The sequence below is a fragment of the Solibacillus sp. FSL R7-0668 genome (genome assembly GCF_038006205.1).
Classification (GTDB): domain Bacteria; phylum Bacillota; class Bacilli; order Bacillales_A; family Planococcaceae; genus Solibacillus.
In genome coordinates this window covers 2,319,434-2,332,077 of record NZ_JBBOUU010000001.1, presented here as the reverse complement: position 1 = coordinate 2,332,077, position 12,644 = coordinate 2,319,434, and the positions used below count along the sequence as shown (strand labels likewise).

At 40.5% G+C, this 12,644-nt stretch carries 13 protein-coding genes; 12 read left to right on the top strand and 1 reads right to left on the bottom strand.

Going from position 1 to position 12,644, the window contains the following annotated elements; translation table 11 throughout:
- The first annotated feature begins 53 nt into the window (after positions 1-53).
- The 10 genes from MKX47_RS11515 (at position 54) to MKX47_RS11470 (ending at position 9,899) form a co-directional block, all read left to right on the top strand.
- Complete coding sequence (locus MKX47_RS11515) at positions 54-365, top strand: PadR family transcriptional regulator (protein ID WP_340774213.1); 312 nt, start codon at positions 54-56, stop codon at positions 363-365.
- On the top strand, positions 365-901 hold the full coding sequence (locus MKX47_RS11510; protein ID WP_340774210.1) for a DUF2812 domain-containing protein: 537 nt from the start codon (positions 365-367) through the stop codon (positions 899-901). Before MKX47_RS11515 ends, MKX47_RS11510 begins: the two co-directional genes overlap by 1 nt.
- Positions 902-912: 11 nt before the next feature.
- A complete protein-coding gene (locus tag MKX47_RS11505) occupies positions 913-1,815 on the top strand; it encodes an ABC transporter ATP-binding protein (protein ID WP_340774207.1) in 903 nt (300 codons plus the stop codon).
- On the top strand, positions 1,799-3,040 hold the full coding sequence (locus tag MKX47_RS11500) for an ABC transporter permease (RefSeq protein ID WP_340774206.1): 1,242 nt from the start codon (positions 1,799-1,801) through the stop codon (positions 3,038-3,040). The genes MKX47_RS11505 and MKX47_RS11500 overlap by 17 nt, the downstream gene beginning before the upstream one ends.
- A gap of 239 nt (positions 3,041-3,279) precedes the next feature.
- The gene (locus tag MKX47_RS11495) at positions 3,280-4,476 is read left to right on the top strand and encodes a class I SAM-dependent rRNA methyltransferase (protein ID WP_340774204.1); all 1,197 of its coding nucleotides are present in this window, start codon (positions 3,280-3,282) and stop codon (positions 4,474-4,476) included.
- Positions 4,477-4,488: 12 nt separating this feature from the next.
- Positions 4,489-4,677 (top strand): hypothetical protein, encoded by a 189-nt coding sequence (locus tag MKX47_RS11490; protein WP_340774202.1) that lies wholly within the window; start codon positions 4,489-4,491, stop codon positions 4,675-4,677.
- Positions 4,678-4,995: 318 nt separating this feature from the next.
- Positions 4,996-5,775 (top strand): helix-turn-helix domain-containing protein, encoded by a 780-nt coding sequence (locus MKX47_RS11485; RefSeq protein ID WP_340774199.1) that lies wholly within the window; start codon positions 4,996-4,998, stop codon positions 5,773-5,775.
- A gap of 98 nt (positions 5,776-5,873) precedes the next feature.
- Entirely contained in the window at positions 5,874-7,637 is a 1,764-nt protein-coding gene (locus MKX47_RS11480; protein WP_340774197.1) for an ABC transporter ATP-binding protein, read from the top strand.
- Positions 7,627-9,405 (top strand): ABC transporter ATP-binding protein, encoded by a 1,779-nt coding sequence (locus MKX47_RS11475; protein WP_340774195.1) that lies wholly within the window; start codon positions 7,627-7,629, stop codon positions 9,403-9,405. The genes MKX47_RS11480 and MKX47_RS11475 overlap by 11 nt, the downstream gene beginning before the upstream one ends.
- A gap of 35 nt (positions 9,406-9,440) precedes the next feature.
- Positions 9,441-9,899: an EbsA family protein gene (locus MKX47_RS11470; protein ID WP_340774192.1), complete on the top strand. Its 459-nt coding sequence runs from the start codon at positions 9,441-9,443 to the stop codon at positions 9,897-9,899.
- A 201-nt stretch (positions 9,900-10,100) separates the two neighbouring features.
- Here MKX47_RS11470 and MKX47_RS11465 read toward each other — a convergent pair whose 3' ends face one another.
- Positions 10,101-10,322 carry a DUF2651 family protein gene (locus tag MKX47_RS11465; protein WP_340774190.1) on the bottom strand — a complete coding sequence of 74 codons (222 nt, stop codon included), beginning with the start codon at positions 10,320-10,322 and terminating at the stop codon, positions 10,101-10,103.
- Positions 10,323-10,488: 166 nt separating this feature from the next.
- Between MKX47_RS11465 and MKX47_RS11460 the strand changes: the two genes are divergently transcribed.
- Entirely contained in the window at positions 10,489-11,196 is a 708-nt protein-coding gene (locus MKX47_RS11460) for a hypothetical protein (protein ID WP_340774188.1), read from the top strand.
- Positions 11,197-11,269: 73 nt separating this feature from the next.
- Complete coding sequence (locus tag MKX47_RS11455) at positions 11,270-12,115, top strand: copper amine oxidase N-terminal domain-containing protein (protein ID WP_340774185.1); 846 nt, start codon at positions 11,270-11,272, stop codon at positions 12,113-12,115.
- The last annotated feature ends 529 nt before the right edge of the window (positions 12,116-12,644 follow it).

Below are 12,644 nucleotides of genomic sequence, written 5' to 3'. Positions count from 1 at the left end.
TATTGTATCAGCACCCGATATATCAGTGGGCGATAGTTGAAGGGGGGAAGGACTTGCAGCAGCCTTTAACAGAAGGAGTTTATTATATTTTATTGGCGCTTTATGAGCCGCGTCATGGCTATGGCATTATGCAGATTGTTGAGGAATGGAGCAATGGCCGCGTGAAATTGGGCGCAGGTACAACTTATGGTGCATTAAAAAATTTACAGGATAAGAAATTTATTGAAACTTTAGCGGGGGAAGGACGTAAAAAGGAGTATGTCATCACACCGCTTGGTAAAGAAGCTGTCGAAATGGAAGTGGCTCGTTTGAAAGAGCTTTACGACAACGGACGAAAATTAATCGATGCGAAGGGGGATATGTGATGCGTAAATCTAAACTTATTTTAGATGATGTCAAGGAAGAACAATGGCTCAATGACATGGCAAGTCAGGGCTGGCATTTTCAAAAATTTCGCTTTCCGTTTTACACTTTTGAAAAAGGCGAGCCTGGGGAATATATGTACCGTACCGAGATGCTTGAAAATCTAGGCTTTGGTCAAGGTGTGAAGGATTATTTAGAATTTATCGAAAGTACGGGCATTGAAGTCGTGCAAAAACGTTTTTCATGGGCGTATTTCCGTCAGCATACAAGTAAGGGAGCGATTGAACTGTATAGTGATGCGGCGTCGAAGCTTGCTTATACCAATCGGATTTTTTCCATTTATGCGATAATTCTAGGGCTGAATATTGCGGCAGCGCTAATGAATGGTGTCATTTCTTTTTCAGATGCTAGCGCAGAACTCAATAGCTTTTTAGCAGGCTTGAGTACAGGGGTTTCTGTAGGAATACTTTACCCAACGTTGAAAACATTTTTCCGCAAAAGGAATTTAAAAAAAGAAATAGAGTTATTCGAACTGTAGGAGGGAAATAAATGACGTTACAACTAGCTGGCGTGACAAAGCGCTACAAGGACTTCACCGCGGTCAATCAGTTGAATTTTACGATTGAAAAAGGCGAAATATTTGGGCTGATAGGTCAAAATGGTGCGGGGAAAACGACGACATTTCGCATGATTTTAGACTTGCAGGATACGACAGAGGGCAGCATTACATGGGCAGGGAAGCCGATTAAATCGGTCAGTCGCGACTTTTTAGGCTATTTACCAGAGGAGCGCGGGATTTTTCCACAAATGAAGGTCGAGGAACAGCTGCTGTTTTTCGGTGAGCTGCATGGCATGGATAAGGCCGATCTCAAGCGCGATATTGACTTTTGGATTACTCGCTTTGACCTTGAGGAAAAGCGCCATGTCAAGGCTGAAACGCTATCCAAGGGGAATAAGCAAAAGGTGCAGCTTATTGCAAGCTTTATTCATAAGCCGGAATTCCTTATTTTAGATGAGCCATTTAGTGGGCTGGACCCGGTTAATATGGAGCTATTAAAGGATGCGATTTTACATTTGCGCGACCAAGGGATGACGATTTTATTTTCCAGTCACCAAATGGATAATGTCGAGGAGCTTTGTGACCGCTTATGCCTACTCAAGCGCGGGGAATCATTGTTCTCAGGCTCGTTATTAGATTTGAAAAAGCAATATGGCAAAACAAAATTGACGGTGCGTACCAACAAGACCTTTGAGGAGCTAAGTGCTTTTTCGGGTGTCCAGCAGGTGAAAATGGAGCGCGATAATGAAGCGGTGCTGACATTACAGGACGAATCGTATGCACTTGAAATTTTCGAGCGCTTGTCGAACGGGGCCTATATCGAAAAGTTCAGCCTCGATTATTTATCCTTACACGAAATTTTCAAAGAGAAGGTAGGTGCGGCTGTTGTCTAAATTTATGGTGCTCGTCAAAAAGCTATATAAGCAAAAGGTAACCGCGAAATCATTTATTTTAATGACCTTACTATATTTAGCGGTGCTTGCAGGGGTCATGTATTGGTCGGAAATTAAGGAGCTGCTATTCTCAGGCGATGCCGAAACGATTGCAGTAGTCAATGAAACGAATTTTGACGTCACGCAAGTGTTCCAAAATACGGACGATTTCCATTATAAATATGTTGAAGCAAATGAAGTCGCGGATCAGCTAAAAGAAGGCGAATTTTATGCGGCGTTTACTTTGTCAGAAGCAGAGGGCAAATTAGCGGCGAAAATTGATTCGTATGATCCGCTGCCATTAAATGATCAGCAGAAATTTCAAGGGGTTTTAAGTCAGGTTGGGCAATTTTATGCGATGAGTCAGCTTGATTTATCGCCAGAGCAGCAACAGCTATTATTAGCAACAGAGCCTGTCATTACGCTCAATTCAATCAATGAAGCGGCAGAGGACGGCAAATCAGCAGAGGAAAAAATGGCGGGTGTGTGGATTAGTTACGCCATCGGGATTATTATTTATGCCTTTGTGGCGACGTATTTATCAATGATTACAACGGATGTGGCATCAGAAAAAGGGTCACGTGCCTTAGAAATGCTGCTGGTGAGTGTGAAGCCAGAAATTCACTTCCGCGCAAAAATTGTCGGCGTCTTTTTAGTGGCGTTAACGCAATTTGCGATCTTATTTGGGGGGCTGCTGTTACTTGTGCGCTTCTCGGATGGCGGTAGTAAATGGGGTGCGGTGACAGATTTACTGGATTCAATGTCTGCGGGCTACTTCTTATATGTGATCGGCTTCTTATTCTTAACGATTTTCATGTATTTAATTATCGGTGCGCTGTTCGGCTCGCTCGTTTCCAAAGTAGAAGAAGCGGGGCAAGTGATGATGCCGGCGATGATGCTAACGCTGATTGGCTTTTATGTGATGCTAACAGGTATGGGCAACCCGGACACGATGCTTATTAAAGTATTCTCCTACATTCCATTTACTTCAGGAATGGTGATGCCAATGCGTTTAGGGGCAACGGATATCAATGCGATTGAACCAATCATTAGCTTTGCGCTGCTTGCGGTAACGGTATTGGCGCTGTATTTCGTCAGCCTATCGTTCTACAAGCGCAGTGTGTTGACCTATTCATCAGGTGGCATTATCGAAAAAATGAAAACGGTTTTCAAAGTAACGACTTAAGGTGTGAGTAGCTATTCACGCGTAATCGTAGTACACTAGAAGCATACGAGAGACTTGTCTTTTGACGGCAAGTCTCTTTTAATTTGATTCATCTCCTACTTCTATAAGTAGGAGATGAATCAAATTAAGCCCCAGCGGATGTCACAGATTTTTTAGAGGAGTTTTTCAAGTGAACTTGAAAAAAATCTGGACGCAATTACGCAGAGGCGTAATTGATTTGAACGACAAAGGGTGACTTTATGAGACAATTAGTAGAATTACAAGTAGATGCAAAGGCAATTAAAGATCTAACAAACGGCTATCCATTAATTTTAAAGGATGCCATCGTGACAAGTGAAGTCGAGGTCGAGGAAGGCAGTTTATTGCATTTAGTCGACAAAAATGGCGGCTACATCGCAACAGGCTATTACGGCGCACAAAATAAAGGGATCGGCTGGGTGCTTTCTCGCAAGGAAAAGGAAACGATTGATGTGAAGTTTTTTGCGAACAAAATTCGTAAAGCGGCAGAAAAGCGTGCAGATTTCTTTGCTTCCGACGATACAAGCGCATTCCGTGTATTTAACGGTGAGGGAGACGGCATTGGCGGGTTAACGATTGATTTCTTTAACGGCTTTTACATGGTGAGCTGGTATAGTGAGGGCATTTATTCGTTCCGCGAAGATATTTACACGGCGCTAAAGCAGGCGGTCAATACGCGCGGGCTGTACGAAAAATTACGCTTCAACACGAACGGGCAATATATTGAAAAAGATGATTATGTGTCTGGCGAAAAGGGTGAGTTCCCACTAATCGTGCAAGAAAACGGTATGAACTACGCGGTTGATTTAAACGATGGTGCGATGACGGGGATTTTCCTTGATCAACGAAATGTGCGTAAAGCATTGCGTGACCGCTATTCAAGCGACAAAACTGTCTTAAATACATTCTCTTACACAGGTGCGTTTTCAGTGGCAGCGGCATTAGGTGGCGCTGCTGGTACGACAAGTGTCGATTTAGCGAAACGCAGCCTGCCGAAAACGATTGAGCAATTTAGCGTCAACGGCATTGATTTTGAATCACAAGATATTAAAGTAATGAATGTCTTTGATTACTTCAGCTATGCGGCACGTAAAGGCTTGGCATTTGATGTGGTTGTGCTTGACCCACCAAGCTTTGCCCGTACGAAGAAAATGACGTTTAGTACGGCAAAGGATTATCCGAAGCTGTTAAAGGATGCCCTAGCAATCACAAATGACGGTGGTGTTATCGTCGCATCTACAAATAACGCCAGCTTCAATATGAAAAAGTTCAAAACGTTTATAGACAAGGCGTTTAAGGACTATGGTGCGCGCTACAAAATTTTAGAGGAGCACCAATTACCAGAGGACTTCACCGTACCTCATAACTTCCCGGAGTTTAACTATTTAAAAGTGGTATTTATTCAGGTGACAAAATAGGAGGATATCCAAGTGAAATATAATAAATCAATCATGCTGAAGCTCATTAACGAACATCGTGAGCTGCATGACGAGCTCAAGAAGCTGAAAAGCGAGATGGGCCTAGAAAAAAACTTCGCGGTCAAAGCCTTGTATCATTCAGCTGTTGCTGATAGTGGCCCATATATGCAGGATTATCAGGATTTAGAGCGTCTGAAGTAGGTTTGTAGATCCAAAAAAGAAGGTTCAAATCGTAATTGATTTGGGCCTTTTTTTGTTGCGGGGTTTCTTTAAAAAGTCGATTTGAGATTTAGAGGGGATTAGTGGAGATTTTCGGGTATTCGCAAATATATTTTGAAAATCGCAAATAACGCCGAAATTTCGCAAATAAAATCAAAAAGTCGCAAATATATTTTTGAAGCGGATCACCAGAGTCCATGCACCATTCACCAAAAAATCCTTTCCAAATAAAAAAATTTCCTTCGACAGTCCCCAAATCGAGCACTCTTTGTAATTTACCTTGTAAAGGGGGAATTACAAATGCTTCATCATTTATCTGAGTATGTTCCATTTCAATCGGTCGAGGAGATGGATGCCAACATTCGAAAGCATCTACAAGACCATTCGTTGACCAAATCACAGCTCCGAATTTTACAGTGTATTGCCAGTCATGCGCTCGCAACTCCAGGAGTGGCACATCTAAAGGCCGAGACGATTGCCAACGAGCTAGCGATTTCCACTAAAACCGTGTACCGAGCAGTTCGACATCTACAAGAGTTGAGGATCATTGAAAAGGTCGCGTTCACGAAATTAAATGGCATTAAAGCCGCGAATATTTATGTCATTTGCCCTCATGTCTCATCGGAAATGTCCGAACGAGAAGAATTGGAAAAGCCTTGTGCGCCAAAGCCTGAAATGCCAAAATCCAAAGACGAATCATTTTCTTTTGAATCTAAAAGAAGTAGTATAAATAATTTAAATACGCAACCAGTCATTCCAAATCATTGGCATGAAAAGCTACAACAGTTTTTTGAGTTTTATCCGCTGCAAGCTCAGCTACAGCAGCCGGTTATGGACGTTATTTCAACATTGGAAATGAAATCTGTGCAGCAGTTTGAGCGTGCCAAGCAAATCGTTGTGCAATGCATTTACTTGATTACAACGAAACAAATTTCGCTGTATGCTTCATTTGAGAAATTTGTGCGAGGGGCTTATAAAAAATGGATTTTGCCTGCAACCGAAGAAGAAGCCACAGTACAACAACCACCGAAATCAACAAGACCTGTGCCTTTTTATAATTGGTTGAACGAGCGTGCATGAAATTAATTCGAGACTCGAAAAAATTTTCGATCAAATATATCAAAATATTTGAATTTTTGTTAAAATGGTGAGACTTGAGAATAAAAGAGGGTGAAAAAATGAAGGTGTTTTTAAAGCTAGGCTGGTTTTTTAAGGAGCGTAAACGTCAGTATGTAATTGGTTTACTGATGCTAATGCTTGTGGCCATTTTACAGCTTGTGCCGCCGAAAATTATCGGTTTTACGATTGACGAAATTGGACAAGGCACATTAACGAAAGCCAAGCTATTTATGTTTATTGGCATCATTGCAGCGGTTGCGCTTGGGATGTATGTTTTACGGTACTATTGGCGCCAAATGATTTTTGGCTCGTCCAACTATTTGGCACGTGTGTTGCGCCAAAAGCTGCATCGTCATTTTTCGAAAATGTCACCGTCCTTTTATCAAAAGCATCGTGTTGGGGATCTTATGGCACATGCGACAAATGATATTAGCGCGGTACAGCAAACAGCGGGTGGCGGGGTGTTGACCCTATTTGACTCGCTGACAACGGGTGGTTTTGTCGTATTGGCAATGGCGCTTACGATTGATTGGCGTCTCACACTCATTGCACTTATTCCGATGCCGTTAATGGCGTTATCCACAACGTATTATGGCAAGCTATTGCATCAGCGCTTTCACCATGCCCAAGCCGCGTTTTCGGATTTGAACGATAAAACGCAGGAAAGTATTTCGGGCATTAAGGTATTAAAAACATTCGGACAGCAACGTCAGGATGTGGAGGATTTCACAAAACTTTCGGATGAAGTGGTGGATAAAAATTTACAGGTGGCCAAAATTGATTCGCTCTTTGACCCGACAATTAGCTTTGTGGTCGGCATTAGCTTTATGCTAAGTCTTGGCTTCGGGACGAAATTTATTTTGGAAGATGCGATGTCGATTGGCGATTTAGTAACCTTTACGACGTATTTAAGCTTACTTGTTTGGCCGATGCTGGCAATTGGCATGCTCTTTAATATTGTGGAGCGCGGCAGTGTTTCCTACAATCGGATTGAAAAGCTATTAAACGAGCCAATTGAAATTGATGATAAAGCCAATGCCATTGCGGAAATACCATCCGGTGATTTGGCCTTTCATATTGATTCCTTTACATTCCCGGGGGATAAAGAGCCAGCCTTACATAATGTGCATTTTGACTTAAAGCGCGGTGAAACGCTCGGCATTGTTGGGAAAACAGGGGCTGGGAAAACGTCGATTTTAAAGCTATTATTACGGGAATTTGAAGGCTATCAGGGCGAAATTCGCTTTGGACAGCACGCCATTACCGATTATCAAACCTTGAAACTGCGTGAGGCGATTGGCTATGTGCCACAGGAGCATTTCCTGTTCTCTGCTAGCATCTTCTCCAATGTCGCGTTTGCCAATGCAGATGCCTCTGTTGAGGAAGTGCGTGCCGCGGCAAAATTGGCCTATATTGACCAGGATATTATGGAATTTACGGAAGGCTACAAAACCGTTGTCGGAGAACGTGGTGTGTCGTTATCAGGCGGACAAAAGCAACGAATTTCCATTGCCCGTGCGCTGTTGATGAAACCGGAATTACTCATTTTGGATGATTCGTTATCGGCGGTTGATGCGCGTACCGAGGAAGCGATTTTACATGCGTTAAAAGAAGAACGCAAAGATGCGACAACGATTATTACGTCACATCGTTTAAGTGCCATTCAGCAAGCCCATGTCATCATTGTGGTCGATCACGGTACGATTATCGAAAAGGGTACACATGACGAGTTAATGGACTTAAAGGGTAGCTATTATGAAATGTATCAATTACAGCAGCTTGAGCAATTGGTAGAGCTAGGGGGTGACGAGCATGGCGAATGAGCAAACAACGGAAACGATATCATCTAAAGAACAGCGAATTGTCCTGATGCGCTTGTTCACCTATTTAAAGCCACATAAAAAGCTGCTGTTCGTCGCATTAATCTTCCTTGCGCTAACGGTTGTTGGGGATATGCTGGGGCCGTATTTAATCAAGGTGTTTATCGATGACTATTTAATGATGGACAATATTGTGCTCAAGCCTGTGCTGACATTGGCGGTCAGCTATTTTGTCATTCAAGTATTAAATATCTTTATTACGTATTATCAAACGATGAAATTTCAGGAGCTGGCGTTAAAGGTTATTCAGCAACTGCGGATCGATGTCTTTTCAAAAATTCATCGACTTGGGATGCGCTATTTTGACCAAGTGCCAGCGGGTTCGATTGTCAGTCGCGCTACGAATGATACTGAGGCAATTAAGGACATGTTTGTTAGCGTGTTAATCAGCTTTGTGCAGGCAGCATTTTTAATTGTCGGTGTGTATATCGCGATGTTTTTACTGAATGCAGAATTGGCGCTGTATATGCTGTTAATTTTGCCAGTTGTCATTTACATCATTTATTTATACCGCAAAATGAGCGCGGTTGTGTATATGCGGATGCGTGAAAAGCTTGGGCAATTAAATGCCAAGCTTTCTGAAACACTGTCTGGCATGAGTATTGTGCAAGCATTCCGCCAAGAAAAGCGCTTTAATGATGATTTTGATGCCATTAATGAAGAGCATTTTGAAGCGATGATGGCCAATACGAAGATGAATAGTTTATTATTGCGCCCGATTATTGACTTAGTGTATTTCACGGCGATTATTATCTTATTATTCTATTTTGGGTGGACTTCGTTTGAAACAGCCGTAGAAGTTGGGGTTGTCTATGCATTTATTACGTATATGAACCGCTTCTTTGATCCGATTAATCAAATGATGGAGCGCTTGGCCTTATTCCAGCAGGCAATTGTTGCAGCATCGCGTGTGTTTGCGTTAATGGATAATGAGGAATTGGAGCCAGCGCAGAAAGATCAGGCGCTTGCCGTAACGGATGGTCGCATTGAATTTAAAGACGTTTCGTTTAGCTATGACGGGGAACGTGATGTGCTGAAAAATATTTCATTTACGGTCAATCCGGGTGAAACGGTGGCACTTGTCGGGCACACGGGAAGTGGGAAAAGTTCGATAATCAACTTACTCATGCGCTTTTATGAATTTGAGCGCGGCGATATTGTCATAGATGGCGAATCGATTAAAGACTATTCACAGCAAGAGCTTCGCGACAAAATGGGGCTTGTGCTACAAGATCCGTTCCTATTTTACGGCACGGTCGATTCGAATATTCGACTGCATAATGAGCAATTAAGCTTGGCTGATGTCAAGCATGCGGCGGAATTTGTGCAGGCAAACGATTTTATCGAAAGCTTACCAGATGGCTATCATAGTCGTGTGACAGAGCGCGGTTCGACGTTTTCAAGTGGTCAGCGTCAGTTGATCGCCTTTGCACGAACGGTCGCGACCAATCCGAAAATTTTAGTGTTGGATGAAGCCACGGCAGCGATTGATACGGAAACCGAAGTGGGCATTCAGCAATCACTGGAAAAAATGCGCAAAGGCCGTACGACAATTGCCATTGCACACCGCCTGTCAACAATTCAAGATGCCGAGCAAATTTTAGTGCTGCATAAAGGCGAAATCGTCGAGCGCGGCACACATCAGGAGCTACTGGCGCATAAAGGGCTGTACGAGAAGATGTTCCTGCTGCAAAATGGGATTGTGGAGTAGGGGACAGTGCGAAACGTTTATTAGGTAACGAGTAGATGTTAAAGGTTGGTGGTGCTGAGGAAATGAAGTTTTTTGTAAGGTTTACTATCAGTTCAATAATGAAAGCAACGTGGACAATGATTCCAGTTATTTTTTTAGCATGGAAGTATTATTCCTATAATGATGGTACTCGTTTTAGCGGTAGGTATAATTTAGGGCCTCAAGGTAGTGAGTATCGATATTATGTGGTTGGTCTAATTATTGTGATTGCTCTTGTTCTTATTTATTTTGTATTAACAAGACATGTTGTATTAACAAAAGATAAGCTACTCATCAAGACAAGGATTTTGGGGAATACGATTAACATAAGCGAGATTACACAGGTACAAGTGCAAGATAAAGAAATTATTATTACCTATAATCATGATTATTTAATTGAAGACATTTGTTTGCAACTTAAGGATGACAAACGATTTTTGCAAGAATTTTATGCCATCGCTCCCCATCTTAAATAATGGATTACAAATAAAATGATAGATCCCCCTATAAATAATGCTGACGCGCAATAAGCATTCATAATAGGGGGATTATTTTCTGGATTTTTCATGGATTTATCTATTAATTGGGTATGAAATCTAATGATTGGTAAATCGAGCGTAAATTCGAAAAATCGAGCATAGGTCACACACTGCCATGATAGTTCCACATGAAGATGTTTACGCTTTGATATTCGTCTTAAAACTAACTCCAATGGAAAGGACAGTAAATACGATTGTCCATAAAAAGAAGGAGATATTAAAAACGGTAAACGTTAACACTGTAAATAAAAGAAACGTAATAATTGGCACGATAAGCCAGTTGTGAAACACCCGTGCCCCAATTTTGGTAACGATAATGACAAGGATTGGGCAGATGATCAAAACAAAAAGAAATTCCATTGTATACACCTCGTTTACACCAAATTTTAACAGAATATGCGTTGAAATGACTTGTAATGTCACCTTCATCGCCACAAAATTATTTTGACTGTTACAAATTTTTTGAAGTTATTTTCCTTTGTTATCATTACTATATGATATTATAAACTCATTAGGAGGGGAAGAATTGAAAAAAATAGTAATGGTTTTTTCTTTCGTTTCAGTCATAATTTTAAGTGCATGTAGTTCTCTTTCTAACGATCAGCTAATAAAAGATTATGTGAAAGATGCACATGGAATTGATATCGTTGTAAAAGATTCATATAAAAATTCATTAGAATTGGGGGAGGATTCATACATTGTTGCTCCTGTAGACCATCAAGAAATGGAATTTGAAGTTGTGGTATATGACAGTCCATCAGAAGCTGAAATTAATTACAAAAGTAAGTATTTAATCAAAGACAATTATTTAAATGCATTGGAAGCGGATACGGAACTCCACAAATTAGATCAAGTGATTCCCAATATTAATAAACTTGGATTTAAAGAATCATTTAATGATGAAAATCGAGTGTTTATAGGAGAAGTTGGTGGAAAAAAAGCGATTTGGACTTTTTTTTATTCGAAATCTCACATGGAATTGGCAAGTTTTGAAGAAAATGATTTAGACCGTTTATTCGAGTTATATAAATTAATCAAACAGAGTGGGGCATTATTTGAAATGATCCTTGTCTCAGATATGAGGGAGCCACATGAGCGTGTAACCTTCGTATTTGATATGAAAAAATTAAAAGGGGTAAATACAAAAGAAGACTTTTTGTTGGAAATGAAAAAAACAAATGCAAGTATTGCGAGTTTATATGAAAATAAAGATGTCGCTTTTGAAGCTGAATAACATAACGATTGAATTAATTGTAGGGTGACAAATGAAAATGTATATTTACTTTTATAAAGGGAGTGTTTAAAAAATGAAAAAAGTGTTCTCGGGAATTTTTCTTGCCTTGATTTTAATCATTACTTCTTCACCTACTTATGCAGCCGACATTCAAATAAAAGTTGATGGTGTTACGATTACTTCTGATGTGAAACCAGAAAATAAGAATAATCGTACAATGGTTCCGTTACGTGTCATTAGTGAAAACTTAGGAGCTACTGTTAATTGGTCGGATTCGCAAGTCACGCTTACTAAAAATGATATGAAAGTAATCTTAAAACTTAATAGCAATAAGGTGATGAAAAATGGTAAAGAGGAGCTACTTGATGTAAAGCCATATATGAAGAATAATCGAACTTTTGTTCCGATGCGTTTTATTGCCGAAACCTTTGGCAGCAATGTTCAGTACAAGAATGGGATCGTAACGATTGATACAAAGCCATTTGTCATTGATGGTGTAAAGGTAAAAGCATTGCAGCATGAATATCATATGACGATGGGTGGGGTTGTGCAGCAAATCAAAGGAAATGGCTATAACGAGGCCATTTATGATATTTTCATAAAAAATAAAGGAAGTAAGGTCGAGCCTCCAACAGATTACACATGGTCTTTTCACAACGCCTCAATTGGTAGTTATTATAAGGGTGGACAATTTGATTTTCTAGACCAGGAAGGGAACAGCATAGCCCGTTTTGATATTTATACGTTAGTTCATAGTTTTGAAGAAACGTCGCCAAAGTCCCCGCTTGTTTTGATTCATGAGCCTACGGAAGATCAATGGTATTTGTTTAATGAATCTGGAAGTCTAGCTATTGATCAATTCATTTATAAGGCACGGGAGAACGGCTTTGTGACGGTTATTAGTAATACGGTGGTATAGGGAAGGCTTCCGAATACCACGATTTTCACACAATTTTAAAATGTGATTTCACAGGAGGGAATCGCTAATATGTACAATGAATGCTGGGCAATGGAACCTTTTTTCTTGCACCAGCTTCTTTGTGCTAGCTTGCCAATTGAATGACGGATGGGCAATAAGGAAATACTCGCGTTTCTTCGGAAGTCATATCAAATAATTTTGGATAATCAATACTATTGCTGTTTTATAAATGATTGCGGCATTTTAAGCGCCGTTTTATTTTTGCTTAAAATGGATTTTCCCCTTTTACAAAAGGGACAAAAACTATATAATTTGAACCAATAAAAAGAAGCCAAAAGAATACCGATGTAAGCCGTTGTTTAAAGGGATTATTTCCCGTAAATAGAAGCAAACCAAAAATCAATGTGTATAAAGCAAATAAAAGATAAGAAATCCCCCATCTCGAATCGCTCTTAGTGATACTTTATTCGATCTTTTCAGGGATATGTCCTTAATCGTCAGTGGGGGAGGTACTTTCATTTGCGGTTGA

Coding starts and splice junctions, on each gene's coding strand:
- MKX47_RS11510 (WP_340774210.1), top strand. CDS start 365: ATGCGTAAATCTAAACTTATTTTAGATGATGTCAAGGAAGAACAATGG.
- MKX47_RS11505 (WP_340774207.1), top strand. CDS start 913: ATGACGTTACAACTAGCTGGCGTGACAAAGCGCTACAAGGACTTCACC.
- MKX47_RS11495 (WP_340774204.1), top strand. CDS start 3,280: ATGAGACAATTAGTAGAATTACAAGTAGATGCAAAGGCAATTAAAGAT.
- MKX47_RS11485 (WP_340774199.1), top strand. CDS start 4,996: ATGCTTCATCATTTATCTGAGTATGTTCCATTTCAATCGGTCGAGGAG.
- MKX47_RS11480 (WP_340774197.1), top strand. CDS start 5,874: ATGAAGGTGTTTTTAAAGCTAGGCTGGTTTTTTAAGGAGCGTAAACGT.
- MKX47_RS11475 (WP_340774195.1), top strand. CDS start 7,627: ATGGCGAATGAGCAAACAACGGAAACGATATCATCTAAAGAACAGCGA.
- MKX47_RS11470 (WP_340774192.1), top strand. CDS start 9,441: ATGTTAAAGGTTGGTGGTGCTGAGGAAATGAAGTTTTTTGTAAGGTTT.
- MKX47_RS11465 (WP_340774190.1), bottom strand. CDS start 10,322: ATGGAATTTCTTTTTGTTTTGATCATCTGCCCAATCCTTGTCATTATC.
- MKX47_RS11455 (WP_340774185.1), top strand. CDS start 11,270: ATGAAAAAAGTGTTCTCGGGAATTTTTCTTGCCTTGATTTTAATCATT.